This is a genomic window from Halomonas jincaotanensis, assembly GCF_018448785.1.
GTDB classification, from domain to species: Bacteria; Pseudomonadota; Gammaproteobacteria; order Pseudomonadales; family Halomonadaceae; genus Halomonas; species Halomonas jincaotanensis.
In genome coordinates, this window is record NZ_JAHCLU010000016.1 from 45,344 (window position 1) to 70,189 (window position 24,846).

A 24,846-nucleotide genomic window follows, 5' to 3' on the forward strand; every position below is an offset into this window, starting at 1 on the left:
ATTTCCTGGAAGAGGCCGATTCATGACCGAACAGCAGAAAGTCCACCCGGTAAGCGACGATTTCGCCGCCAATGCCCACGCCGACAAGGCTACGTATCAGGCCATGTATCAGCGGTCGCTGGACGACCCGAAAGGATTCTGGGCCGAACAGGCGAAGCGTCTTGATTGGTTCAAGGCGCCAACGAAGATCAAGCATACGACCTTCGATTCGCACAACGTGGACATCCGCTGGTTCGAGGACGGCAGCCTCAACGCCAGCGTCAACTGCCTCGATCGCCACCTCGAGACACGCGGCGACCAGACCGCGATTATCTGGGAGGGCGATGATCCCGGCAAATCCAAGCTTATTTCCTATCGCGAGCTGCATGCCGAAACCGGCAAGCTCGCCAACGCGCTCAAGGAACTGGGTATCGGCAAGGGCGATGTCGTGACCCTGTACATGCCGATGATTCCCGAGGCGGCGGTGGCCATGTTGGCCTGTGCGCGCATCGGCGCAATCCACTCGGTAGTGTTCGGTGGCTTTTCACCGGATGCCGTAGCGCAGCGCGTGATCGGCGCCGATTCCAAACTCGTTATCACCGCTGATGAATCCGTGCGTGGCGGCAAACAGGTGCCACTGAAGGATAATGTCGATGCGGCCCTGACCCGTCCCGGCACCGATGTTGCGAAGAACGTGCTGGTCGTCAAGCGCACGGGTGGCGAGGTGGAATGGAAAGAAGGACGCGACGTCTGGTATCACGACCTGGTCGACAAGCAGTCCAGCGACTGCCCGGCCGAGGAAATGAATGCCGAGGATCCGCTTTTCATCCTCTATACCTCCGGCTCCACCGGTGCGCCAAAGGGGCTCAAGCACACCACCGGCGGCTATCTGCTGCATGCCGCCCTGACTCACCAGTACGTCTTCGACTATCAAGACGACGAAGTCTATTGGTGTACCGCCGATGTGGGTTGGGTCACCGGTCATAGCTACATCGTCTATGGGCCCCTGGCCAACGGCGCCACCACCCTGATGTTCGAGGGGGTCCCCAGTTACCCGACGCATGGTCGCATGGGCGAGATTGTCGACAAGCACGATGTCAATATTCTTTACACCGCGCCAACGGCAGTGCGCGCGCTGATGGCGCACGGCGATGATGTCATGGCGTCAAGCCAGCGCAACAGCCTGCGCGTACTGGGTTCGGTGGGCGAGCCCATCAATCCCGAAGCCTGGGAGTGGTTTCATCGGGTCATCGGCAATTCCAAGTGTCCTATCGTCGACACCTGGTGGCAGACCGAGACTGGCGGCATCATGATCGCACCCTTGCCCGGCGCCACCGATCTCAAGCCGGGTTCCGCCACCTTGCCCTTCTTCGGCGTGGTGCCGGCGGTCGTCGATAATGAAGGCAACCTGCTCGAGGGCGCCACCGACGGCAACCTGGTGATTCTGGACTCCTGGCCGGGCCAGGCCCGCTCCATCTGGGGCGATCACGAACGCTTCGTCCAGACCTACTTCTCCACCTATCAGGGCATGTACTTCACCGGTGACGGCTGTCGTCGCGACGAAGACGGCTATTACTGGATCACCGGTCGCGTCGATGACGTTCTCAACGTCTCCGGTCACCGCATGGGCACCGCCGAGATCGAATCCTCGCTGGTGGCCCACGATGCCGTGGCCGAGGCCGCCGTGGTCGGCTTCCCGCACGACATCAAGGGGCAGGGCATTTACATCTATGTCACCCTGACCGATGGCGTGGACCCGAGCGATGAGCTCAAGAAAGAGTTGACCCAATGGGTGCGTAAGGATATCGGCCCGATTGCCTCGCCGGACGTTATTCAATGGGCGCCGGGATTGCCGAAGACCCGCTCCGGCAAGATCATGCGTCGAATCCTGCGCAAGATCGCCGCTAACGAGTGCGAGGGCCTGGGTGACACCAGTACGCTGGCTGACCCGTCGGTGGTCGATGAGTTGATTGAGCATCGCGCCAACCGCTGAGGTTCCTCTTCAGGGGGAAGGACACTCCCGCGCATGTCGGCTCGCCTTGCGAGCTACCGGAGGGCGCGCCAGCTTGTCCTTCCTCCTTCCTGTCGCCGGCCCGTGTGGCCGGTTTTTTGTGCCCGGCGTTGCCGCGCAGCGGTAATCCAGACGTTGACATGGATCACGGCCGTTGCCGCCGCGCTTTCAAGCGCTTGGGTATCGCTTTGTGCATGGGGTAACATGCCAGACCAACAGCACTATCCCAGTGGCGGCCACCCGCCCGCTGCTTGAGGAACCGGAGGACAATCCATGGCCTATGCCCAGAAATTCATCGTTGCCGATGATCATCCGCTGTTCCGTGCAGCCCTGACCCAGGCTCTCCGACAGCTGGCACCCCAGGCCGAGATCGTGGAATCCGACACCATGGCAGCCACGACCGAGGTGGTGACGCGACATCCGGATGCCGACCTGATCCTGCTCGATCTCCACATGCCCGGTGCCCATGGGTTTTCCGGCTTGATCCAATTGCGCGGCCAGACGCCAGATATTCCCGTGGCGGTGGTGTCGGGTAGCGATGAGCCATACGTGGTTCGCCGCGCCATCGATTACGGCGCCTCGGGTTTCATCCCCAAATCATCGTCGCTTCAGCTGATCGCCGAGGCAGTGGGTGAGATTCTTGACGGCGAGGTATGGCTGCCGGCAGAGCTCGCCGCGACGCTGGGTGAATCCAACGAGGAAGAGTCCCGCTTCGCCGAGTCGATTGCCTCGCTGACGCCTCAGCAATTCCGCGTTCTCAATATGTTGACCGAGGGCCTGCTCAACAAGCAGATTGCCTACGAGCTCAACGTCTCCGAGGCGACCATCAAGGCTCACGTGACGGCCATCCTGCGCAAGCTCGGTGTGCATTCCCGCACCCAGGCGGTCATTGCCGCGCAGAAGCTCGAGGTCGAGCCGCCAAAGGTGGAATCCTGAGTCGGCTCAGGCGCTGTAAGCCATAAGCTTTAAGCCATAAGCAAAGAGCCCCACTGACCAGGCGTCCGTGGGGCTTTGCTTTTCATGGCGTCGTGCTTTGTTGCTTGAGCTTAGAGCTTCCAGTTAAGCCCTAGTCGCCCGACTCGCCTGCAGAGTGCGGGTGAGCAGTGCGCGCAGGGCTGCCGGCCGTACCGGCTTGAGCAGCAGATGATAGCCGCTGCGCTTGACTTCCTCGGCGACCTCCTCGGTGCGGTCAGCGGTAATCACGATGCCCGGTACCGCACCGCTGAGCCGTTCGGCCAAGGCGTCGAGGGCCATCAGCCCGGTGACTTCGTTGTCTAGATGGTAGTCGGCGAGGATGGCATCGGGGTCTACCTCAAGATGGCGAAGCTCGGACTTGGCGCCGCCGATGGAGGTGGCGGTAAAGACCTCGCAGCCCCAGCCGGAAAGCATAGCCTTCATGCCTTCGAGAATTAGTGTCTCGTTATCGATACACAGAATCCGGGTGCCAGCGAGCTTGTTGCCGGCTCGCCTCGGGGTCGCCTCCTCGCTCTGCTGAGCCGCGCTGCGTGGTGCGACCACCGGCACGGTGACCGAAAACATGGTGCCTTGCCCCTCGCGTGAGCGAATACGGATCGGGTGATCGAGTACTCGGCTCATGCGATCGGCAATCGAGAGTCCGAGCCCCAGCCCTTTTTCGCTCTCCTTGTGTCGCGAGGCCTGATCGAGGCGGCGAAATTCCTGGAAGATTTCGCTCTGCTTGGAGGCCGGGATGCCCGGGCCGCTATCCCACACCTCGATGGAAAGTCGCTCGCCGAGGCGTCGGCAACCGAGCAGTACGCGGCCCTCCTGAGTGTAGCGAATGGCGTTGGACAGGAAGTTCTGAACGATCCGGCGCAGCATTTGCGGATCGCTGTCGACCCAGGCGCGAGTGGGGACTACCACCAGGTCGAGCCCTCGGTCCTCGGCCATCACTTCGAATTCGGCGCGCAGCGGGTGGAAGATATCGGCGAGGGCGAAATGGTTGCGTCGAGGCGTCAAGGCGCCGGCATCGAGCTTGGAGATGTCGAGCAGGGTGCCGAGCAGTTCTTCAGCCGCCTGAAGCGAATTGTCGATATGGCCGATGGTGCGTTTCATATCGACGGCAGCGCTTTCATAAGCCAGGGCCGAGGTAAACAGCCTGGCGGCATTGAGGGGTTGCAGCAGATCGTGGCTGGCGGCTGCCAGGAAACGAGTCTTGGACGCATTGGCGTCCTCGGCCAACTGCTTTGCCTGGCGTAGCGCGAGTTCGGCTTCGGCGCGAACGCGGTTTTCCTGTCGCAAGGCAGCGTTGGCCTCCGAGAGTGCCTGGGTGCGTTCGCGCACGCGCTCCTCGAGTGTCTCGTTGGTCTCCTTGAGGGCTATCTCCGCCGACCGGCGCTCGGTGATGTCCTGGTAGAGGGCAAAGAAGCCCAGGATGGCACCGTTGTCGCCGAAGTGGGGCGTATAGGTTACCAGCATGTAGTGGGTTTTGTCGGCGAGAGGCAGCGACACCTCGAAGCTGACACGTTCCCCGGCCAGCGCACGATCGATCCAGGGCGCACGATGGCGCAACATCTCGTCAGAGATCACCTCATCGATCTGCTTGCCGATCACTACGTTGCGGTCGATACCGAAAGCCTGTTCATAGGCCCGGTTGGTAAAGAGATAACGGCACTCCTTGTCGAAGTAGGCGATCAGTGCCGGTACGTTATCGGTGTAGATGCGGATGTTGTTTTCTGAGCGGATCAGCGCTTCCTCGATGCGCTTCTGCTGGGTGATGTCCTGATAGGTGTAGACGAAGCCACCGCCGGGCATGGGATTGCCCTGCACTTCCAGCACGCTGCCGTCTTGGCGATAGCGCACGTAGCGGTGAGGGTGCCCCGCGCGAATGTTGTCGATCAACAGCTGCACATGCTCCTCGGGGTCGCCGGGCCCGTATTCGCCGTTGTGGGCGTTGTAGCGGAAGATGCGATCGATGGGCGCGCCGACCCGGATCAGGTGGTCGGGAAAGCGGAACAGCTCCAGATAGCGCTGGTTCCAGACCACCAAGCGCAGGTTCTGGTCGACGACACTGATGCCTTGGTTGATATTTTCGATGGTTGCTTGAAGCAGGGCACGGTTGAATTCGAGTACCTGGGAAGCCTCGTCGACGATGGAAATGACGTCGGAGATGCCGATGCCTCGCCCTTGCAGGGCCGAGTTGACAACGATGCGTGCCGAAGAGGCCCCAAGTACCGAGGCGAGAAAGCGCTCGGTGAACTGGATGATGTCGATGGAGGCTCGGGTGCCGTTCTCGAGGGGCTTCGCCGTGCGCCGGGCATAGTCCTCAAAGGCTCGGTTGACCTGCTCTGCTCCAAGGAAGCGCTCACAGAGTACCTTGAGGTCACCCACGGTAGTGGCACCGGTCCAGGGGCGGTTTACCGAGGTCTGGCGGGTCTCGACGCTGTCGACGAACAACGAGGCCTGAATGCGCTCTACGACCCGCTGTGGGGTCATCTGGGAGACAAAGATGTAGCAGAACAGGTTGACCCCCAACGATAACATCACGCCATGGGTGAAGCTGTCGCCGACGTTGAGACCGAACAGCGAAGTCGGGGCCAGCCAGGCGAGTCCCAGCGGACCGCCATTGGCCCAGGTCTCGGGCAAAACACCGGCCCCGATCATCGCAGGCATCAACAGGCTGTAGGCCCAGATGGCGAAGCCGGCATTCATGCCTACGACCACCCCCAGCCGGTTGCCGCGCTTCCAGTAGAGGCCCCCGATCAGCGCCGGGGCGAACTGGGCCGCAGCGGCGAAGGAGAGCATGCCGATGGAGGCAAGCGACGCGAATTCTCCGATTAACTGGTAGAACCCATAGGCCATGGCGAGGACAGCGGCGATGGTGACTCGCCGTGCACGCAGCACCAGCCGCCCGTAGTCGCGCGCCTTGGTATCGAACCAGCGCAGCCGGAACAGTGCCGGAATGACGATTTCGTTAGAGATCATGATTGAAACCGCTACGGCAGCCACGATAACCATGCCGGTGGCTGCCGAGAAGCCGCCGATGAAGGTCAGCAGGGTCAGCCATTGATTGTTAGCTGCCATGGGCAGCGCCAGTACGTAGGTGTCTGGCTCGACATTACTGCCGGCGAACACCGTCAGGCCCGCGGCGGCCAGCGGCAGCACGAAGAACGCGAATGCCAGCAAATAAAGCGGGAAAAGCCAGCGCGCCTTGGTAGCGTCATCTCGGTGGGTGTTTTCCACGACCGCGATATGAAACTGTCGCGGCAAGCAGAGGATCGCCAGCATGGCGAGCAGTGTCTGGGCCCAGAAGCTCTGACCGAAGTCCTGGTGGGCCAGCTGGTTCTGGAGTTCCAGCAGTGCCTCGGCGCGGCCCAGTAGGTCGCCCAGGCCATCGAACATGCCCCAGGTGACATACGCGCCGAGCGCCAGGAAAGCGATCAGCTTGACCAGCGATTCGAAGGCCACGGCTTGAATCAAGCCTTCATGGTGTTCGGTGGCGTCGGCATGACGGGTACCGAAGAGAATGGCGAAGGCCGCCATGACCAGCGCCACGAAGAAGGCGGTATCGCCGAATAGCGGCGCCCGGATCATGTCGGCATCGTCGGTGAGTACGCTGAACGATGTCGAGACCGCTTTCAGTTGCAGGGCGATGTAGGGCAGCGTGCCGATCAGGGCGACCAGGCTGGCGAAGGCTGCCAGCGACTGGGTCTTACCGTATCGCGAGGCGATGAAGTCGGCGATCGAGGTAACGTTCTGGTGCTTGGCCACGCGGATCATCTTGGTCAGCACGGGCCAGAACAGCAAAAAGGTGAGAATCGGCCCCACGTAGATGCTCGCGAAGGACCAGCCCGCAGTCGCGGCTTGCCCCACTGCGCCATAGAACGTCCATGACGTGCAGTAGATCGCCAGTGCCAGGCTGTAGATCACCGGACGCCGGCGGCTGGCGCCATGCTCGCGGGCTTGACGGTCGCCACGCCAGGCGATGCCGAACAGCACGGCAATGTAGGTCAGCGAGACGAGGATCAATAACCAGCCAGCGAACATGCAATTCTCCTTTTGGGTGCCTGCATTCTAGGGGAATGCGAGCGGAGAGGGCAGTAGCGGCCGGCGATGGTGTCGTGCTATTTCTGCTGACAGACGACCTGAAAGAGGTGATCCGTTTCCGTGAACGTCTGCATTGCCTCGGTTCGCGGACGTGGTGGTTCGCCGGCAAGTGGGACGGTTTCACGAGAGGTGCAGTTCATCAGATAGGCCTGGTGGGTGACCTGATCCACGTATTCCTTCTTGAAACGATAGCGTCGGTATTGGACCAGTCGCTGGCCGTCTGCCTGGCCAGTTATCAGATCGTCCTGGTCGACGACGCTGAAGGCGATGGTCATCGGAAAGGCATATGTCCAGGGACGCCAGAAGGCCTGTCCCTTTTCGACATCTACCACCTTAGCTGAATCGGGTAGCTGGGCCTGCTTGTGGTTGAACCAGGAATATTCATGGTTGATCTGGTAGGCCAGCATGCCCAGCCCGGCGCACACCGGGACAATCCAGCGCGGTAGTCGCTTGCCACTAACGAGACGGAGCACAAGCCCGACCCCTGCCGCGCCCAGTCCAGCAAATACTGCGGCGATGAGGTGCCATATCATAAATCATTCTTCCTGAAAGCAATCGGGCTTCCTGATGGAAGCCCGATTGGATGTTGATTCCACAACGCAGACGGTCTGTGTCAGGAATCCATTATCGCTTAATGATCAAGCGCAGTACCAGCACCTTTCGGGTAGCGCACGCTTTCCACCAGATCCTGAATTTCCTGCGGAGGCTCCTCGGTAACGCTGGAAACGGCGAAGGCAACGGCGAAGTTGATCATCGCACCTACCGCACCGAAGGAGAGCGGGGAAATACCCAGTATCCAGTTTTCCTGGGTATTGGCGAGCATCTCGGTGCCCGGAACGAAGAACCAGCCCAGGTAGGTGAAGATGTAGAGCAGGGTGGCGAGCAGGCCAGAGAGCATGCCGGCAACCGCGCCCTTGTTGTTCACCCGCTTGGAGAAGATCCCCATCATCAATACCGGGAACAGTGATGCACCGGCGATACCGAAGGCCAGGGCTACCGTTTGAGCCGCGAACCCGGGTGGGTTCAGGCCTAGATAGGTCGCCAGCAGGATGGCGCCCCCCATGGAGATACGGGCGGCCAACATCTCGCCTTTTTCGGAAATCTTCGGGTTGATCATCGTCTTGATCAAGTCATGACTGATTGCCGAGGAGATCGCCAACAGCAGACCAGCTGCCGTGGACAGGGCTGCCGCGATACCGCCTGCGGCAATCAGACCGATGACCCAGGGTGGCAGGTTGGCGATTTCCGGGTTGGCAAGCACCAGGATGTCGTTATTAACGTCCAGTTCGCTGCCCTCCCATCCCTGTGCTTCGGCGGTATCGGCGAAGTCGTCACTAGCGTCGTTATAGACCTGGATGCGGCCATCGTTATTCAGGTCGGTATAGGTGATAAGCCCGGTCTCTTCCCAGGTCCTGACCCACTCGGGGCGCTCTTCGTAAAGAATCGGATTGTCGATGGCCTCGTCATAGTTTTCGACCTGGCCGGCCATATCCGGATAGACCGTGGTCAGCAGGTTCAGGCGCGCCATGGAACCGACGGCGGGAGCGGTCAGATACAGCAGGGCAATGAACACCAGTGCCCAGCCGGCAGACCAACGTGCATCGGCCACCTTGGGAACGGTAAAGAAACGGATGATGACGTGCGGCAGGCCTGCGGTACCGACCATCAGCGACATGGTAAACAGCACCATGTTCAGCTTGTTGTCGACATCGGCCGTGTAGTCTCTGAAGCCTAGCGCATTGACCACTTCATCCAGTTTTGTCAGCAGTGGCACACCCGATTCGGTGTGGGTGCTGAACATACCGAACATCGGGATGGGGTTGCCGGTCAGCTCCAAGGCGATGAAGACCGCTGGAATGGTGTAGGCAATGATCAGCACCACATACTGGGCCACTTGGGTATAGGTAATGCCCTTCATGCCGCCGAATACCGCATAGAGGAACACGATGAAGGCTGCAATCCAGATGCCCCAGGTGTTGCTGACCTCCAGAAAGCGCGAGAAAGCCACCCCGGCACCGGTCATTTGACCGATGACGTAGGTGACCGACGCCACAACCAGGCAGATAACCGCGACCAGACGCGCGGTATTGCTGTAGAAGCGGTCACCGATGAAGTCGGGCACAGTAAACTTGCCGAACTTGCGCAGGTAGGGCGCAAGCAGCATCGCCAGGATGACGTAGCCACCGGTCCAGCCCATCAGGAAGGTCGAGTTGGCATAACCACCCGAGGCCAGCAGGCCTGCCATGGAGATGAAGGAGGCAGCAGACATCCAGTCGGCCGCTGTCGCCATGCCGTTGGTAATCGGATGCACACCGCCACCAGCGACATAAAAATCCTTGGTCGATCCGGCTCGCGCCCAGATCGCGATGCCGATATACAAGGCGAACGAGGCGCCCACGAACAATAGGTTGATCGCAAATTGACTCATGCTGGCTTACTCCCCCAGGCCGAACTTTTTATCGAGCCGATTCATTTTCCATGCGTAAAAGAAAATGATGCAGATGAAGGTCAGGATCGAGCCCTGCTGGGCGAACCAGAAGCCCAGATCCGTTCCTCCAACGGGGATACCCGCCAGCAGCGGGCGCAGCAGGATGGCAAAGCCGTAGGACACCAGCGCCCAGACGGCTAGGCAACCTCCTATCAGGCGCTTATTCGCCTTCCAGTATGCATCAGCATTAGATGTGTCTTCAGCCATCGTGTTGCTCTCCATTTTTTTTCGGGATGATTACTTGAACCGTTAATCGGCGGACTCACCAGGGCAATTGCGCGTATACATGGTCATTTCTTCTCGCCGACATGGTGCCCGCGTATCGGGCTGCTTATCGGGTGACGAGACGTCTTGTCGACGTGCGATTGCCCCTGAGTTTCACACTGCTGAATAGTGGGCAATGAGTGCCCAAAATAAATCCCAGACTTTGGTATCATGAGAAAAAGGTTAATCGTCTTCGCTCCTGGTAACTCCTTTTTAATCAATAGGATAAAATTTTATTGTATCGTTATGCCCGGTTTTTTTGTGAGGAGACATTGGACGATTGTCTAGGCACCAGACGCGCCGGTGAGTGTTACCTTTCGTGAGGCTTCAGCCAATGGTCTAACACCAACAAATAGGACGATCGTCTAGCTTCTTTCCTGAAACACGACTTTGCTATCGTGAAATCTTCGCGGCTGTGATCTCCCGCTATCCCCTTGGGGTCCTGACGGCCGCCTAACGAGGACACCCCCATGGTCGAGGTCGATCTCTCCCAGCCGCCTTTCACCTTTCTCGACGAGGAGGGGCGCGAGCGTATCCGTAGTGGCATTGACTTGGCCTATTTCGATCGCGACGAGATCATTCTCGAAACGGGCCAGCCCGGGGAGTACGTCTTCATTATTCACAAGGGTGAAGTCGCGGAGCTGGATCCTACCCTGCCCAGCAACCAGTCACGCATTGGCCACTACACTGCCGGCGATCTTTTCGGTGCCATCAGCATCATCAACGGTAAAAGCCGCTACCGTTTTCGTGCCGAGCAGGAGAGTCTCTGTTACCTCTTGCCCAAGGGGCTATTCCTGCAATTATGTGATGACTATCCTCCTTTCAATGAATTCTTCCGTCAGACGCTATCCCACAAGGCGCGTCTGCTGACCGAGCAGCGTGCCGAGGGTGGCGTGACCATGGCAGGTTTCATGCTTGCCAAGGTGAGTGAATGCATGCGTGAGCCGCTTTGTGTTGGCGAGACGGCCACTATTACCGAGGCGGTGACTACCTTGCACGAGAGTCATGCCGACAGTCTGCTGGTGGAAAGCCAGCGGGGGGCCGGTATGATCACCAAGACCGACCTGCTCAACGCCCTCGTGCTGCAAGGGTTGGCGCAGGACAGTCCGGTTCAGAGCATTGCCCATTTCGAGCTGGTCAGCGTGGCGCCAGAACAGTATCTGTTCGAAGTGCTGGTCCTGATGACTCGCTTCAAGGTGGAACGGGTGGTGGTCATCGACCGGAAGCGTCCGGTGGGCGTCGTGGAAATCACTGATGTACTCAGTTTCTTTTCCAGTCGTAGTTATGTCGTTACTCTGCAGGTCGAGCAGGCCAACAGCCTCGAGGCATTGGCCGCCGCCAGTCGGCGAACCCCCGAGCTGGTGAAGGCGCTAATGGCCCAGGGGGTCAACCTGCGCTTCGCCATGGGCCTGCTCTCGGCACTGAACGGTCGCATCATGAGCAAGGCGTGGAGCTTTGTGATCGATGAGCGCTACCACGCTGACAGCTGCCTGATGGTGATGGGTAGCGAAGGGCGCGGTGAGCAGATCCTCAAGACTGACCAGGATAATGGCCTGGTTCTCGCCGATGATGTGGATTGGCCCGACTGCGCCGAGCAAATGCAGCAGCTGACCGAAACGCTGATCAAGCTGGGGTATCCGCCCTGTCCCGGCAATATCATGGTTTCCAACCCCGAGTGGGTTGCCACCGAGAGCGAATGGCGAGCCCGCATCGCTCACTGGGCGGCGACACGCGATGGCGATAGCCTGATGAAACTCGCCATCATGCTCGATTCGCATGCCGTCGCCGGCAATCCGATACTGCTTGACCGGGTGCGCGAGGAGCTCTTCGAGCGCTGCTCGCGAGACGAGATTCTGCTGTCTTATTTCGCGCGTACTACCCTGCGGTTCTCGACGCCTTTGACGCTGTTCGGCTCCCTGAAGAAGCAGCAGCACGGTATCGATATCAAGAAAGGGGGAATTTTTCCTATTGTTCACGGCGTGCGCACGCTGGCGATGGAGCGCCGTATTCACGTCACCTCGACGCTGGAACGCCTCGACGCCCTAGCGGAAGACGGGCGCCTGAAGCGTGACTTTGCCGACGATCTAGGTGAGGCCCTGTCGTTATTCACGGAGCTCAGGCTCAGGCAACAGCTGGCCCGTATCGACGATGCCCAGGGCGACAGTAACAACCCCGATCGTGTCGTGGTGCAAGAACTGTCGTCCCTGGAGCGCGACCTGCTTCGCGAAGCTCTGCATATCGTCAAGGATTTCAAGCAGCGTCTCTCGCACCGCTATCACCTGGAATATTCATGAGACGTCACTATCGGCCGTCAGAAGGCGATCACTGGCCGGCGATTAGGACGACAAGGAGCGCGTAGATGCTGAAGATACTGCGTCGGGCTGCCGACCGACGCCGCCAGGCGGGTGGAGATTACGCCTGGCTGTTTCACCCCTATACCGGTGATGAGCTGGTGGTCATCGATTGCGAGACGACCGGAATCGATACGCGTCGCGCCGAGTTGGTATCGCTTGCGGCGGTCAAGATTCGCGATGATCGGGTGCTCACCAGCGACTCACTCGATCTGCGTCTGTCACGTCCCGCGAGCCTCAGCGGCGATTCGATCCGCATTCATGGCCTGCGCGGCGTTGATCTGATGGATGGCGAGACGGTCGGGTCTGCACTCACCAGTTTTCTCGACTTCATTGGCAATCGCCCCCTGGTGGGTTGGCATCTGGGTTTCGATCTGGCGATTCTCAATCGTGAACTACGTCCGCGCTTTGGTTTCGAGCTGCCCAATGCCGGCATCGATGTGGCCCAGACCTATGCCCGCCAGCTTCGTCGCGGCCACCCCGAGGTTGAGCCTCGCCTGTGCTTCGAACGGGTCGCCGAGACGCTCGGAGTGCCGGTAATGGGGCGCCACACCGCACTGGGCGATGCCGTGACCACTGCACTAATTTACTTGCGCCTGGAACGCGGCGCCATGCTGTCTAAACGCAGTTCTTGAGACACCACTCACACGCCTTGTGGCGGCCAGAGTGGGGCTCACGTCGCCAGCGAGCGGCGGCGATGATAGGATAAGCGCCCACCATTTCCAGCCGCTCTGGCAGTGAACCGACCATGCAAGATGCCCTGAACTTCGATCCTCGCTCCATTGACTCACGATCTCCCTGCGACGAGAAACCTGTGACCCGGGACGGCCTCGACCCTGGCAAGAGTCGCAGTGAGTTCAACAAGCTGCAGAAGCGTCTGCGGCGGCAGGTGGGGCATGCCATCATCGATTACGATATGATTCGTGAAGGCGATCGGGTGATGGTCTGCTTGTCCGGTGGAAAGGACAGCTACACCTTGCTGGAGATCCTGCGCAACCTTCAGCGCAACGCGCCGGTCAGTTTCTCGCTGGTGGCCGTGAATATGGACCAGAAGCAGCCGGGCTTTCCCGAACATGTACTGCCCGAGTATCTCGAGGGAATCGGTGCCGAGTACCATATCCTGGAGCGCGATACCTACACGGTGGTCAAGGAGAAGACACCCGAGGGCAAGACGACCTGCGCGCTATGTTCGCGACTGCGTCGAGGGTCGCTCTATGGTTTCGCCCAAGACATCGGGGCGACCAAGATTGCGCTCGGTCATCACCGGGAGGATATCCTCGAGACACTATTTCTCAACCTATTCTTTGGCGGCAGCCTCAAGGCGATGCCACCGAAGCTGCTTTCCGACGACGGACGTAACATTGTTATCCGGCCGCTGGCCTATTGTCGCGAGGCGGATATTGCCGAGTTCGCGCGGCTGATGGAGTTCCCGATCATTCCCTGCAATCTTTGCGGCTCCCAGCCCAACCTGCAGCGCCAGGTCGTCAAGGAAATGCTGGCGGAGTGGGAAAAGGCGCACCCCGGACGATTGGAAAGCATGTTCAAGGCGGTGACTCAGGTCGCCCCGTCACAACTTGCCGATCGAGATCTGTTCGACTTTGCGGGTCTCGAAGACAAACAGGCCCGCATGCAGGCCGACAGGATCGATATTGTCAACGCTCTGAAGCATTAGTCAGGCAATGACCGCAAACCAAGATCGATTAGTGAGCGCAAGGCGAGTCGACGCCTTGTTCATCTGCGACGCGGCTCAAGCTATCCAGGTCGAGGATATGCACCTCACGCCCCGAGACAGCCACTAGGGTCTGTCGCTGGAAACGGTTAAGGATTCGGCTCACGGTTTCCACCGCAAGCCCCAGATAATTGCCGATATCGGCGCGAGACATCGAGAGGCGAAAGCTATAGGGCGAGTAGCCACGGCGCCGGAAACGCTCGGATAAACTCACCAGGAATGAGGCCAAGCGTTGATCCGCGGTCTTGCGTGAGAGCAGCCGCATCATGCGGCGGTCGTCACGCAGTTCCTTGCTCATGGTGCGAAAAAGCTGGCCCCGCAGCTCGGGAATCTCCTGGGAGAGTGAGTCCAGGCGATCGAAAGGGATCTCGCAGACGGTGGTGGTTTCCAGCGCGATCACCGAGCCTGGATAGCGTGCCTCGTCGATGCCGTCCAGGCCGACCAGTTCGCTGGGCAAGTAGAAGTTGGTTAGCTGATCCTCGCCGCAGCCTTCCGTGGTCACCTGTTTGAGGCTGCCGGAGCGAACCGCGTAGAGGCTGGTGAAGGGCACGTCCTGCAGGAACAACGCCTCACCCTTCTTGAGCGGTGTACGCCGACGAATGATGGCGTCGAACTGGTCCATGTCGGGAAATTCGAGGGCCAGTGGCAGGCAAAGCGAGCTGAGGCTGCAAGTCTGACAACGCGCCTCGTTGAGCATGGAGCGCTGCTTGTCGGCGGTGGTATCAGGCATGCTCATTCTCTCCCGTTCTCCTTGAAACTTCGGCTGCCCCTTATGGGGATGGCGTTTCCGCGCAGCAGAGCATTCCTGGTTGATCGAGATCAAGTAATGATTTGATCTCGATCAAGAACAGTCTAGAAGATTTCCCGGCTACCGTCGCGCTTGCATCAGCCGTGTGCGTGGTTGGGCATAAGCGACCAGAGCTGCCAGAGGGCGAAGGCAATGATCGTCAGGGCGGCGAGGCTGCGCGTGGCCGGGTGGCGAATCAGCGTGCCGAGCTGGCGGGCAGCGAATCCCGTGGCGAGCAGCGCGGGCAGCGTGCCCAGGCCGAAGGCGCCCATCAGTGCCGCCCCATGCAGCGGGTCGGCCACAGCGAGGCTCCAGGCCAGCATGGAGTAGACCAACCCGCAGGGCAGCCAGCCCCAGACGGCGCCCAAGGCGATTGCCTGGGGTACCTTGACCACTGGCATCAGCCGCCGGCCCACCGGCTCCAGGTGCCGCCACAGGCGCCGGCCGACGGCCTCGACCTTGAGCAGGCCCTTCCACCAGTTGGCGATATACAGCGCCATCAGGATCAGCATCACTGCGGCCAGGCCCTGGAGCACCAATCGGGCAGCGGGGGTGATGGCGACCAGCGTTCCTAGTGTGGCGACCAGCGCTCCAGCCGTCATGTAGCTTGCGATGCGGCCAAGGTTATAGCCGAGCAGCAAGCCGGTGAGCCGCGCGGGATGGCGCATGCTGGGCGGTACGGCGAAGGTCAGAGCACTCATGATGCCACCACACATGCCGATGCAGTGGGCGCCGCCGAGCAGGCCAAAGACGAACGCCGCGGCCAGGGGCGAGAGGTCGAGGCCTGTGGGGTCCATCAGGTGTCGCGATCCGGCTTGGGTCGATCTTTACCGAGACTAGCCGTATCGGTGCTGGCTCGAGAGGTGTCTTGAGTGTCTTCGGCGTCGTCGCTGTCAGGTTGCTGTCGGCGCTGGCGTGCCTCCGGGGGCAGGTCGTTCTCGTCCTCGTCGAAGAGAATGCGATAGGCGGGCCCCTCGAGGTCGTCGAACTGGTCATGCTTTACTGCCCAGAAGAACGCCCACACGGCTAGCCCCAGCAGTATCAGCGACAAGGGAATCAGCAAATAAAGGATGCTCATGCATTCACCAGGCGTGGGCGCGGCTCGGCAGGTGGTGGCGCGACGCGAAAGCGGGTCAGGCGCAGGGCGTTGCCGACCACGACCAGAGAGCTTGCCGACATGCCGATGGCTGCCAGCCAGGGCGGTACGATGCCGATGGCGGCCAGTGGCAATGCCGTGGCGTTATAGCAGACCGACCAGACGAGGTTTTGACGGATGATGCGCCGGGTGGCCCGGCTGATCTCGATGGCCTCGACGATACGCATGAGCCGGGGGCCGAGCAAGACCGCATCGGCGCTGGTCCGGGCGAGATCGGTGGCGTCGTTCATGGCAATGGAGACATCGGCGCCAGCGAGGATCGGCACGTCATTGATGCCGTCGCCGACCATCGCCACCGTCTCGCCCAGCGCCTGGCGATGACGGATATGCTCGAGCTTGTCCTCAGGGCCGGTGCAGGCCTGCCAGGTGTCGAGCCCCAGCCGGTCGGCCAATGGGCGGACCGCTATGGCGGTGTCGCCAGAGAGCAGCTCGACCTCCAGGCCCTGCGCCTTCAGGGCAGCAATGGCCTGTGCAGCATCCTCGCGCAGCGGGTCCGTGAGGCCAAACCAGGCGCGCGGCTCGCCGGCTTCGGCGAGCAGTAGCCACTGTCCCTCGCCGGGTGGCGCGGGCGGGGCGTCGGGCACCGCGAAGTCCGGCTTGCCAAGGCGCCAGGTCTGGCCTTCGAATTCGCCCTGAAGGCCCTGGCCGGTAACGCTGGTGACATTGCGGGCTCGCCGCGCTGACGCTTTCCAGGGGTGAAAGGCACGGGCGATGGGGTGTTCGGAGTGCGCCTCAAGGGCGGCCGCCAGGGCGCGGGCTTCGTCGCTCGCCAGGTCCCCCAGGGGACGAGTCTCCGCCAGCAGCATCTCGCCACGTGTCAGGGTGCCGGTCTTGTCGAAGATCACTCGGTCGAGCTGTGAGAGCGTCTCGATGGCATTGGCTCGGGTGACCAGTACGCCACGACGGCGCAGCTGGCCGTGGCCGGCGGTCAGCGCCGTGGGAGTCGCCAGGGCCAGGGCGCAGGGGCAGGTCACCACCAGGACCGAGAGCGTGACCCAGAGTACCCGTGTCGGGTCGATGAACCACCAGGCGATGGCGACCCCCACGGTAACCAGCAATAACCGCAGCACGAACAGGTGCGCCATGCGGGCGGCGAGCTGGGCAATACGCGGACGGCTGGCAAAGGCGCGGTCGGTGAGATCGACGATGCCGGCGATACGGGCGTCGCGTCCGGCATGTGTGACGCGCACCACCAGCGGGCTCTCGACGTTCTGGCTGCCCCCGGTGACGAGGTCCCCGGCCCGGCGCGTCACCGGCAGCGTTTCGCCGGTGAGCATGGACTCATCGAGGCTCGACTCGCCGCTTTCGATCACCCCGTCGGCCGGTACGCCATGGCCGGGCTTGACTAGCACCCGGTCGCCGGCGACCAGTTCGCTGGCCGGCAGGATGCGCTCCTCGTCCTCGGCGGTCAGTCGTGTTGCCGAGAGCGGCAGGGCGCCCGAGAGCGCATTGCCGGTGTGGCCGCTGCGGCGCCGGGCGCGAGCTTCCACGTAACGCCCAAACAGCAGGAAGAAGGTGAACATGGCCACCGAATCGAAGTAGACCTCGCCGGTGCCACTGATGACGGCATAGCCGCTGGCCAGATAGGCGCCGCCGATGGCCAGCGAAACCGGAACGTCCATGCCCATCACCCGGGTGCGCAGGTCGCGGGCAGCGTTACGAAAGAAGGGCTGGGCCGAGAACAGCACCACCGGAGTCGCCAAGGCGAAGGATAGCCAGTGGAACAGGGCGTGAAAATCGGCGCTGAGCTCGCCGGGGTCGGACACGTAGATCGGGATGGAAAACATCATGACCTGCATCATTCCAACGGCGGCGACAATCAGCCGGCGTACGGTCATGCGTTCTTCATGCTGCAGGCGCTGTTGTGCCTGGTCGGGCTCGTAGGGCTGGGCCGGATAGCCGATGGCGGCCATTTCGGCGAGCAGGCGCGACAGCTTGAGACGCTGTGGGTCCCAGCTGATGCGCACCCGATGGTGGGTCAGGTTGACCGCGCTGGTGTCGACCCCCTCCAGCGCGTTGAGACGGTGCTCGATCAGCCAGGCACACGCCGCGCAGGTGATGCCGTCGACCGCCAGGGTGGCCTGGACCCGCCCCTCGGCACCGGCCTCGGGATGAACGAAGCGGCGCTGCAACCCCGGGTCGTCGAAAACCGCCCAGGTGTCGGCATCGGCGGCCTGGCGATCCTCGGGGCGTTCGGGAAGTTCGGTGCGAAAGCGGTAGTAGCTGCCCAGTCCACCGTCGACAATAGCGTGAGCCACCGCCTCGCAGCCGGGGCAGCACAGCGGATGGCGCTGCTCGTCGAAGGTGATCGACCAGGGCGCCCCATCGGGCACCAGGCTGCCACAGTGATAGCACTCTGGGGTCGCGGTGGCGGCAGGGGCTGGGGAAGATGTGATGGTCATTGTCGCTCGGTCAGGGGCGCCACTCATCAGGCGTCGGCCGCGCGTCCCGGGGTCAGAGCAACTTCACTTTCATCGGGAAAGCGGCCTTCGCCGACCAGACGCCAGGCGGGTGTTTCCTGGTCAGGCTGAAGCTGCAGATACCAGCGGTAGCGGAAATTGTCGGGCGCCTGGCCCAGGTAGCGACCCTCGCGTACGTGCTCCAGGATCAGTTCCTGGTCGCGGTCGGCCTCGGTGGGAAAGATGAACTTGAGCATCAGGCGCTCCGGGCGGTCGTTGCCCGTCAGGTCGAGCACCACATCGCTGGTCATGGGGTCGATGCGTAGTGTGGCGGCTAGGTTGAGGTCGGCGGCGTGTTGTTGCTTGGCCAGCACCATGTTGATCGCCTTGCCATGCTCGTAGTAATCCTCCTGGACCATGCCGTCGAAGGAGCGAACCGAGAGCACCGCGAAGCTTGTGCTGACGACAATGGACGACAGTAACAGGCCGATCAGGAACCAGGGCCAGAACTGCTTGTACCAAGGCTGGGGGGAGGGGGGGGATGAACTCATCAGCGGGTTTCTCCCAGAAAGCGGCTTTCCTGCTCGATCGAGATGTCGTCGTTCACGGCCTCGAGGCGCATCAGGATTTCCTGGCTGGGAAGCGCGAGCGCCTCGGGGTCTACTCTGGCCTCGACGACCAGCTGGCGTGCCTCCCCGGCGGGTACGCTGATCCGGTCGGTGTCCAGTGTCAGTCCCGGTAACCCCGAGACGCTTAGCCGATAGTCATGGTCCTGGTTGTCCAGGTTGCGAACCGTGAGGGTGTAGACATTGCTGATCTGGCCGTCACGCGTCGTCTGGAAGAGCCGGCTGCGTTCGCGCTCGATGTCCAGGCCCAGCGGTGTGCGGTCGGCAACGGCCCAGGCGAAGACGCTGATCATCACCAGCAGGGCGGCGAGATAGCCCAGCAAGCGTGGGCGGAGGATCCGGCTGGGCCTGCCTTCAAGGGCATTCTCGGTGGTATAGCGGATCAGTCCACGGGGATACCCCATCTTGTCCATCACGCTGTCGCAGGCGTCGATGCAGGCCGCGCAGGAGATGCATTCGTATTGCAGGCCGTTGCGAATGTCGATACCGGTGGGGCAGACCTGTACGCAAAGGTCGCAATCGATGCAGTCGCCATGACCCGCCGCACGCGCCTCCTGGTGCGATAGACTCTTGCGGCGCGCGCCCCTGGGTTCGCCGCGGGCCTCATCGTAGGAGACGATCAGGGTGTTGGCATCGAACATCACCGACTGGAAGCGGGCGTAGGGGCACATGTAGATGCAGACCTGCTCACGCAGCCAGCCGGCATTGAGATAGGTGAAGACGGTGAAAAATCCGACCCAGAAGTAGGCCCAGCCACTGGCATCGAGGGTTGGCAGGGCAACGACCAAGTCACGAATCGGCGTGAAGTAGCCGACGAAGGTCACCCCGGTGGCCAGGGCGATGGCGAGCCAGATGACGTGCTTGGCCGTCTTGCGGCGTGCCTTGTCGACCGTCATCGGCTGTCTGTCGAGCTTGATACGCTGGTTTCGGCTACCTTCGATGCGGTGTTCCACCCAGATGTAAAGGAAGGTCCACACGCTCTGCGGGCAGGTGTAACCACACCAGACGCGGCCGGCGAATACCGTGATGAAGAACAGGCCGAAGGCGCAGATGATCAAGAGCCAGGAGAGCAGGATGAATTCCTGCGGATAGAAGGTGGCGGCGAAGATATGGAACTCACGCCCGGGCAGGTCGAACCAGATGGCTGGCCGGTCACCCCAGTTGACCCAGGGCAACAGGAAAAACCCCAGCATCAAGGCCCAGTTGGTGCTGCGGCGCAGGCGCTGGAAGGCTCCCTTGATCTCACGCACGTAGAGATGGCGCCGACTGGCGTACATTTCCTGAGTAACGGTCGCCTGAGGGGCGTGATGCCCTACGGCGTCGGATGTGACGTCACGGGTCGGAATCTGGTCGCTCATGGCAGGCTCATGACAGTGGCAGCGCGGACAGGATGGCAACAGTCATTATAGCGAGCCTCCCATGTCGCGGCCCAGAATGCGACCCGTGGCCGCACCCTGCTGCCGTTATTCCGTAAACCCATAGGGCGAACAGAGCGCAGACTATTCCTCTAACCGTAGGCTGTAGACGTAGGCGGCTACGAGGTGGACGCGCTCCTCGCCGATATAAGATGCCTGAGCCGGCATGTGACCGTTGCGACCATTGCGCAGGGTCTGGCGAATCGAGTCGGCTACGCTTTGCCCCGGCGCCTGGTAGAGCCAAATATCGTTGGTCAGATTGGGTGCGCCCAATGCTTGATTGCCGGTGCCGTCGGGCATATGACAGGCGGCGCAAACCGAGGCGTACACCGCGGCGCCCTGGTCGGCACGCTCCTCTTCATGTTCGAGGTCGGAGAGAGCCAGCACGTGCTGAGTCAGGTTCTCGATGTTGTTCGCGCCCAGCTGCTGCCAGGAGGGCATCAGGCCGTTACGCCCTTGATGCAGCGTGGTCAGAAGCGCCTCGGGTTCGCCACCGTAGAGCCAGTTGTCATCAGTCAGATTGGGGAAGCCATAGCCACCACGGGCGTTGGAGCCATGACAGACCGCACAGTTGTTGAGGTAGATCCGCTCCGCCACCCGCATTGCCTCCTCGTCCTCCGCCAGGTCGGGAATGGGGATTTCTTCGTACTGGGCAAAGATCGGCGTGAAGCGCTCCTCCGCCTCGGCGACCTCTTCTTCCCACTGGCCTTCCTGAGTCCAGCCCAGTACCCCGGCGAAGTTTCCGAGCCCTGGATAGAGCAACAGGTAACCCAGTGCGAATACTACCGTGGCGACATAAAGCTGGAACCACCAGCGTGGCAATGGGTTGTCGTACTCCTCGATGCCATCGGCGGCATGGCCGGTAGTTTCGACGTTGCCCTCGGCGTCCGGGGTCTTGTCGGTGCGACGATTAGCATAGAGCAGCCAGAAGGCAAAACCGATGGAGCCAAGGGTGATGACGATGACCCAGGCACTCCAGAAGCCGGAAAGGGAGTCATTCCAAAGGTAATTCATGTGTTCTTGTCTCCCTGGTTCTCTTGGGGCCCGCCATGTCGAGGATCGGTGTCGCGGCGGCGATCGTCGGACGAGGTTCGCGTGTCATCAGTCGAGGGTCTCTCTTCGTCGAAGGAGGGCTGGTCATCGGCGAAGGGCAAATTGGCCGCCTCGTCAAAGTCGGGCTTGCGGCGCTTCGAATAGGCCCAGAACGTCAGTCCCAGAAACGCGATGATCAAAAGGCCGGTAATGATGCCGCGGAAGGTGCCGGTATCCATGATCAGCGCGTTCCCTCGAGTACGGTACCCAGTTGTTGCAGGTAGGCAATCAGGGCGGTGATCTCCTGCTCACCGCGCACCGCCTCTGTGGCGCCGTCGATCTGCTCATCGGTATAGGGCACACCGACAGTGCGTAGGGCGCGCATCTTGGCCGGGGTGTCCTGGCCATCCAGGGTGTTCTCGAATAGCCAAGGATAGGCCGGCATGATCGATTCCGGCACCACGTCGCGCGGATTGTACATATGGGCACGGTGCCAATCATCGCTATAGCGACCGCCCACGCGGGCCAGGTCAGGGCCGGTGCGTTTGGAGCCCCACAGGAAGTTGTGCTCGTAGACCGATTCACCGGCCACGCTGTAGTGCCCGTAGCGTTCGGTCTCGGCACGGAAGGGGCGCACCATCTGGGAATGGCAGCCCACGCAGCCCTCACGGCGATAGATACCGCGGCCTTCCAGCTCCAGGGCGCTGAGCGGCTCGAGCCCCTCGACGGGTTCGGTGGTCTGTTTCTGGAAGAACAGCGGCACGACCTCGGCGAGGCCGCCGAAACTGATCACCACCAGAATCAACACTGCCAGCAGGCCGACGTTCTTTTCGACGATCTCATGTTTCATTGCTGTCGGGTTCCCCGGTTGGCTCAGGCGGTCTGCGCAAGCGGTTGGCGAGCATCAGCAGCATCGCTGCGCTTGACGGTCATCGTCACGTTGTAAGCCATGATCAGCATGCCGGCGACCCAGCACAAGCCGCCGATCAGGCGCACGATATACCCCGGGCCGCTGGCCTCGACAGACTCGACGAAGGTGTACATCAGCGTGCCGTCAGCGTTGATGGCACGCCACATCAGCCCTTGCAGGATGCCGTTGACCCACATGGCGGCGATATAGAGCACGGTGCCGATGGTGGCGAGCCAGAAATGCACGGCGATCAGGTTGACCGAATGCATCTCTGTGCGGCCGAACAGGCGCGGAATCAGGTGATACATCGAGCCAATGGTGATCATCGCCACCCAGCCGAGTGCTCCAGCATGCACGTGACCGATGGTCCAGTCAGTGTAGTGGGAGAGAGCGTTGACCGTCTTCACCGCCATCATCGGACCCTCGAAGGTCGACATGCCGTAGAACGACAGCGCTACGACCAGAAAGCGCAGGGTCGGGTCGGTACGCAGCTTATGCCAGGCGCCCGATAGCGTCATCATGCCGTTGATCATACCGCCCCAGGAGGGCGCCAGCAGGATGATCGACATGATCATGCCCAGCGACTGCGCCCAGTTCGGCAGGGCGGTGTAGTGCAGATGGTGCGGCCCGGCCCACATGTAAACCATGATCAATGCCCAGAAGTGCACGATCGAGAGACGATAGGAGTAGATCGGCCGCTCGGCCTGCTTGGGCACGAAGTAATACATCATGCCCAGAAACCCTGCGGTCAAGAAAAAACCCACGGCGTTGTGACCGTACCACCATTGCACCATGGCATCGATCGTGCCGGCGTAAATGGACGTCGAGTACATGGCGGTGACCGGGATGGCGGCGTTGTTGACGATGTGCAACACCGCCACTGTCAGGATGAAGGCAGCGAAGAACCAGTTGGCGACGTAAATGTGCGAGGTCTTGCGCAACTTGATGGTCATCAGGAAGACAATGGCGTAGCTGATCCACACTGCTGCGATCAAAATATTAATCGGCCATTCCAGCTCGGCGTATTCCTTGGTGGTGGTATAGCCAAGGGGTAGTGAAATCACCGCCGAGAGAATCACCGCCTGCCAACCCCAGAAGGTAAAGGCCGCGAGCTTGTCCGAGAAAAGGCGCGTCTGACAGGTGCGCTGGACGACGTAATAGGACGTCGCAAACAACGCCGAGCCACCGAAGGCGAAAATCACAGCATTGGTGTGCAGCGGCCGCAGGCGGCCGAAACTCGTCCAAGGCAGCCCCAGATTGAGTTCCGGCCAGACCAGTTGTGCGGCAAGGACGACACCGAGGAGCATGCCTACGATGCCCCAAACTACCGTCATGATCGCGAACTGCCGAACTACCGTGTAGTTGTAGGTCGGGTGTTCAAGTGCTGTGCTCATGTCAGGTTCCCATCGAATGCGGTGTTGGGGTCGACCCCCCGGCATTGTGCCCCGTGGCGGCCTCTCGCAGGATGATGCAGGTCAAGATCATGTCAGAAATATGGATGCTATCGCACCGCGGTCTCGCCTGAACATGTCAATATAGCGGTGCATGAACTCGAGAAGGTGGTAGCGTGACAACTTTTTTTTACCAGAACGAACCGCGAATTTCACGTCAACAGCTTCTCGAATTTCTACGTTCGGGTGAGGTGGGTGCATGGTGGGTCGATGGGTTGGGACCATTGGCGGTGCGCGGCGAGGCACGCCTGGGACGCCTGTTAATCGCCCATGGCGCGGGGGCTGGACAGGATTCGGTGTTCCTTGATCAGCTGCGTCATGCCCTGGCCGAGACCGGGGTTCAGACTCTGGCAATGGAGTTCGCCTACCTGCAGCAGATGCGCCATGAGGCACGCCGACGTCCTCCGCCCAGGATCGATCGACTGGTCGACGAACTGGCGCGCTGGTGCGACACCATGTCACATAATGACCTGCCGCCGCTGTGGGTTGGTGGCAAATCCATGGGTGGGCGAGCGGCTAGCCTACTGGCTGCCCGGGACACTGCCGCGGGCCTGGTGCTCTGCGGTTATCCCTTTCACCCCCCCGGCAAGCCGGACACGCTACGCTTGTCGCACTGGCCACTGATTGCCTGCCCGACGCTGGTGGTGCAGGGCACCCGCGACCCCTTCGGTAGTCAAGACGAGGCGAGTGGCTATTCTCTGCCGGACAACGTGGTACTGCATTGGCTGGAGGATGGCGATCATGACTGGAAGCCGCGCCGCAGTTCAGGACGTGTCCAGCTTGATTTGATCCAGGAGGCTGCCGGGGCCATTGCCTCTTTCATGGCCAGGGCGTCATGAATGCCATGCTACGAGAATACAACGTTATCTTTGGGTCGTCGGCAAGTCGATGAATGGTCGATGTTTCTCCGCGCAGTGCTCCTTGGGCCTTGGCGGGGAAAAGCGTTGACATTGCTGGGTACCCCTGTAGAATTCTGCGCCACGTGACCAAGGGTGGTTAGCTCAGCTGGGAGAGCACCAGCCTTACAAGCTGGGGGTCACAGGTTCGAACCCTGTACCACCCACCATTGCCTCTGGGTAATGGCTGATCATGTGGAAATCACGCAGTGGACCGGTAGTTCAGTCGGTTAGAATGCCGGCCTGTCACGCCGGAGGTCGCGGGTTCGAGTCCCGTCCGGTCCGCCA

General features: G+C 61.2%; 20 protein-coding genes and 2 tRNA genes. 8 read left to right on the plus strand and 14 right to left on the minus strand.

Annotated elements, in window-relative coordinates:
* Positions 1-22 precede the first annotated feature (22 nt).
* Complete coding sequence (gene acs / locus KG088_RS14475) at positions 23-1,972, plus strand: acetate--CoA ligase (protein WP_213826514.1); 1,950 nt, start codon at positions 23-25, stop codon at positions 1,970-1,972.
* A gap of 291 nt (positions 1,973-2,263) precedes the next feature.
* Positions 2,264-2,926 carry a LuxR C-terminal-related transcriptional regulator gene (locus tag KG088_RS14480; RefSeq protein WP_213826516.1) on the plus strand — a complete coding sequence of 221 codons (663 nt, stop codon included), beginning with the start codon at positions 2,264-2,266 and terminating at the stop codon, positions 2,924-2,926.
* 123 nt (positions 2,927-3,049) lie between these two features.
* Here the strand turns inward: KG088_RS14480 and KG088_RS14485 are convergent, their stop codons facing one another.
* The 4 genes from KG088_RS14485 to KG088_RS14500 all read right to left on the minus strand — a co-directional run bounded on the left by KG088_RS14485 (position 3,050) and on the right by KG088_RS14500 (position 9,749).
* A complete protein-coding gene (locus KG088_RS14485) occupies positions 3,050-6,994 on the minus strand; it encodes a hybrid sensor histidine kinase/response regulator (RefSeq protein WP_213826518.1) in 3,945 nt (1,314 codons plus the stop codon).
* 77 nt (positions 6,995-7,071) lie between these two features.
* On the minus strand, positions 7,072-7,587 hold the full coding sequence (locus KG088_RS14490) for a hypothetical protein (RefSeq protein WP_213826520.1): 516 nt from the start codon (positions 7,585-7,587) through the stop codon (positions 7,072-7,074).
* A gap of 98 nt (positions 7,588-7,685) precedes the next feature.
* On the minus strand, positions 7,686-9,482 hold the full coding sequence (locus tag KG088_RS14495) for a sodium:solute symporter family protein (RefSeq protein WP_213826522.1): 1,797 nt from the start codon (positions 9,480-9,482) through the stop codon (positions 7,686-7,688).
* Between the two features lie 6 nt (positions 9,483-9,488).
* On the minus strand, positions 9,489-9,749 hold the full coding sequence (locus KG088_RS14500) for a DUF4212 domain-containing protein (protein WP_089796666.1): 261 nt from the start codon (positions 9,747-9,749) through the stop codon (positions 9,489-9,491).
* Positions 9,750-10,276: 527 nt separating this feature from the next.
* On the opposite strand from KG088_RS14500, the gene KG088_RS14505 reads away from it, so the two are divergent.
* The 3 genes from KG088_RS14505 to ttcA all read left to right on the plus strand — a co-directional run bounded on the left by KG088_RS14505 (position 10,277) and on the right by ttcA (position 13,829).
* Positions 10,277-12,100: a DUF294 nucleotidyltransferase-like domain-containing protein gene (locus KG088_RS14505; RefSeq protein WP_213826529.1), complete on the plus strand. Its 1,824-nt coding sequence runs from the start codon at positions 10,277-10,279 to the stop codon at positions 12,098-12,100.
* Between the two features lie 65 nt (positions 12,101-12,165).
* On the plus strand, positions 12,166-12,792 hold the full coding sequence (locus tag KG088_RS14510; protein ID WP_213826531.1) for a 3'-5' exonuclease: 627 nt from the start codon (positions 12,166-12,168) through the stop codon (positions 12,790-12,792).
* Between the two features lie 113 nt (positions 12,793-12,905).
* A complete protein-coding gene (gene ttcA / locus KG088_RS14515) occupies positions 12,906-13,829 on the plus strand; it encodes a tRNA 2-thiocytidine(32) synthetase TtcA (RefSeq protein ID WP_213826533.1) in 924 nt (307 codons plus the stop codon).
* A gap of 28 nt (positions 13,830-13,857) precedes the next feature.
* Here the strand turns inward: ttcA and fnr are convergent, their stop codons facing one another.
* The 10 genes from fnr to ccoN form a co-directional block, all read right to left on the minus strand.
* Positions 13,858-14,616 carry a fumarate/nitrate reduction transcriptional regulator Fnr gene (gene fnr / locus KG088_RS14520; protein ID WP_213826534.1) on the minus strand — a complete coding sequence of 253 codons (759 nt, stop codon included), beginning with the start codon at positions 14,614-14,616 and terminating at the stop codon, positions 13,858-13,860.
* Positions 14,617-14,771: 155 nt separating this feature from the next.
* On the minus strand, positions 14,772-15,470 hold the full coding sequence (locus KG088_RS14525) for a sulfite exporter TauE/SafE family protein (RefSeq protein WP_213826536.1): 699 nt from the start codon (positions 15,468-15,470) through the stop codon (positions 14,772-14,774).
* Positions 15,470-15,751 carry a cbb3-type cytochrome oxidase assembly protein CcoS gene (gene ccoS, locus KG088_RS19660; RefSeq protein WP_250148284.1) on the minus strand — a complete coding sequence of 94 codons (282 nt, stop codon included), beginning with the start codon at positions 15,749-15,751 and terminating at the stop codon, positions 15,470-15,472. Before ccoS ends, KG088_RS14525 begins: the two co-directional genes overlap by 1 nt.
* Complete coding sequence (locus KG088_RS14535; protein WP_213826538.1) at positions 15,748-18,231, minus strand: heavy metal translocating P-type ATPase; 2,484 nt, start codon at positions 18,229-18,231, stop codon at positions 15,748-15,750. The genes ccoS and KG088_RS14535 overlap by 4 nt, the downstream gene beginning before the upstream one ends.
* A 26-nt stretch (positions 18,232-18,257) precedes the next feature.
* Positions 18,258-18,779 carry a FixH family protein gene (locus KG088_RS14540; RefSeq protein ID WP_213826540.1) on the minus strand — a complete coding sequence of 174 codons (522 nt, stop codon included), beginning with the start codon at positions 18,777-18,779 and terminating at the stop codon, positions 18,258-18,260.
* Positions 18,779-20,212 (minus strand): cytochrome c oxidase accessory protein CcoG, encoded by a 1,434-nt coding sequence (gene ccoG / locus KG088_RS14545; RefSeq protein ID WP_250148285.1) that lies wholly within the window; start codon positions 20,210-20,212, stop codon positions 18,779-18,781. The genes KG088_RS14540 and ccoG overlap by 1 nt, the downstream gene beginning before the upstream one ends.
* Before the next feature lie 141 nt (positions 20,213-20,353).
* Positions 20,354-21,283 (minus strand): cytochrome-c oxidase, cbb3-type subunit III, encoded by a 930-nt coding sequence (ccoP, locus tag KG088_RS14550; protein ID WP_213826542.1) that lies wholly within the window; start codon positions 21,281-21,283, stop codon positions 20,354-20,356.
* The gene (locus tag KG088_RS19665; protein ID WP_250148286.1) at positions 21,280-21,540 is read right to left on the minus strand and encodes a cbb3-type cytochrome oxidase subunit 3; all 261 of its coding nucleotides are present in this window, start codon (positions 21,538-21,540) and stop codon (positions 21,280-21,282) included. The genes ccoP and KG088_RS19665 overlap by 4 nt, the downstream gene beginning before the upstream one ends.
* A gap of 2 nt (positions 21,541-21,542) precedes the next feature.
* Positions 21,543-22,151, minus strand: a complete 609-nt coding sequence (gene ccoO / locus KG088_RS14560; protein WP_213826543.1) for a cytochrome-c oxidase, cbb3-type subunit II — start codon at positions 22,149-22,151, stop codon at positions 21,543-21,545.
* A 23-nt stretch (positions 22,152-22,174) separates the two neighbouring features.
* The gene (gene ccoN / locus KG088_RS14565) at positions 22,175-23,605 is read right to left on the minus strand and encodes a cytochrome-c oxidase, cbb3-type subunit I (protein WP_213826546.1); all 1,431 of its coding nucleotides are present in this window, start codon (positions 23,603-23,605) and stop codon (positions 22,175-22,177) included.
* 173 nt (positions 23,606-23,778) lie between these two features.
* Between ccoN and KG088_RS14570 the strand changes: the two genes are divergently transcribed.
* The 3 genes from KG088_RS14570 to KG088_RS14580 all read left to right on the plus strand — a co-directional run bounded on the left by KG088_RS14570 (position 23,779) and on the right by KG088_RS14580 (position 24,846).
* On the plus strand, positions 23,779-24,501 hold the full coding sequence (locus KG088_RS14570; protein WP_319941444.1) for an alpha/beta family hydrolase: 723 nt from the start codon (positions 23,779-23,781) through the stop codon (positions 24,499-24,501).
* 151 nt (positions 24,502-24,652) lie between these two features.
* Positions 24,653-24,728, plus strand: a tRNA-Val gene (locus KG088_RS14575).
* Positions 24,729-24,769: 41 nt separating this feature from the next.
* A tRNA-Asp gene (locus KG088_RS14580) sits at positions 24,770-24,846 on the plus strand.

What these genes read in the sequence shown, in the direction of transcription:
- ccoO (WP_213826543.1), bottom strand. Translation starts at nt 22,151, where the DNA reads ATGAAACATGAGATCGTCGAAAAGAACGTCGGCCTGCTGGCAGTGTTG.
- KG088_RS14535 (WP_213826538.1), bottom strand. Translation starts at nt 18,231, where the DNA reads ATGACCATCACATCTTCCCCAGCCCCTGCCGCCACCGCGACCCCAGAG.
- ccoP (WP_213826542.1), bottom strand. Translation starts at nt 21,283, where the DNA reads ATGAATTACCTTTGGAATGACTCCCTTTCCGGCTTCTGGAGTGCCTGG.
- KG088_RS14525 (WP_213826536.1), bottom strand. Translation starts at nt 15,470, where the DNA reads ATGGACCCCACAGGCCTCGACCTCTCGCCCCTGGCCGCGGCGTTCGTC.
- KG088_RS14510 (WP_213826531.1), top strand. Translation starts at nt 12,166, where the DNA reads ATGCTGAAGATACTGCGTCGGGCTGCCGACCGACGCCGCCAGGCGGGT.
- ccoN (WP_213826546.1), bottom strand. Translation starts at nt 23,605, where the DNA reads ATGAGCACAGCACTTGAACACCCGACCTACAACTACACGGTAGTTCGG.
- KG088_RS14490 (WP_213826520.1), bottom strand. Translation starts at nt 7,587, where the DNA reads ATGATATGGCACCTCATCGCCGCAGTATTTGCTGGACTGGGCGCGGCA.
- fnr (WP_213826534.1), bottom strand. Translation starts at nt 14,616, where the DNA reads ATGCCTGATACCACCGCCGACAAGCAGCGCTCCATGCTCAACGAGGCG.
- KG088_RS14540 (WP_213826540.1), bottom strand. Translation starts at nt 18,779, where the DNA reads ATGAGTTCATCCCCCCCCTCCCCCCAGCCTTGGTACAAGCAGTTCTGG.
- KG088_RS14505 (WP_213826529.1), top strand. Translation starts at nt 10,277, where the DNA reads ATGGTCGAGGTCGATCTCTCCCAGCCGCCTTTCACCTTTCTCGACGAG.
- ccoG (WP_250148285.1), bottom strand. Translation starts at nt 20,212, where the DNA reads ATGAGCGACCAGATTCCGACCCGTGACGTCACATCCGACGCCGTAGGG.
- acs (WP_213826514.1), top strand. Translation starts at nt 23, where the DNA reads ATGACCGAACAGCAGAAAGTCCACCCGGTAAGCGACGATTTCGCCGCC.
- KG088_RS14480 (WP_213826516.1), top strand. Translation starts at nt 2,264, where the DNA reads ATGGCCTATGCCCAGAAATTCATCGTTGCCGATGATCATCCGCTGTTC.
- ttcA (WP_213826533.1), top strand. Translation starts at nt 12,906, where the DNA reads ATGCAAGATGCCCTGAACTTCGATCCTCGCTCCATTGACTCACGATCT.
- KG088_RS14495 (WP_213826522.1), bottom strand. Translation starts at nt 9,482, where the DNA reads ATGAGTCAATTTGCGATCAACCTATTGTTCGTGGGCGCCTCGTTCGCC.
- KG088_RS14500 (WP_089796666.1), bottom strand. Translation starts at nt 9,749, where the DNA reads ATGGCTGAAGACACATCTAATGCTGATGCATACTGGAAGGCGAATAAG.
- KG088_RS19665 (WP_250148286.1), bottom strand. Translation starts at nt 21,540, where the DNA reads ATGGATACCGGCACCTTCCGCGGCATCATTACCGGCCTTTTGATCATC.
- ccoS (WP_250148284.1), bottom strand. Translation starts at nt 15,751, where the DNA reads ATGAGCATCCTTTATTTGCTGATTCCCTTGTCGCTGATACTGCTGGGG.
- KG088_RS14485 (WP_213826518.1), bottom strand. Translation starts at nt 6,994, where the DNA reads ATGTTCGCTGGCTGGTTATTGATCCTCGTCTCGCTGACCTACATTGCC.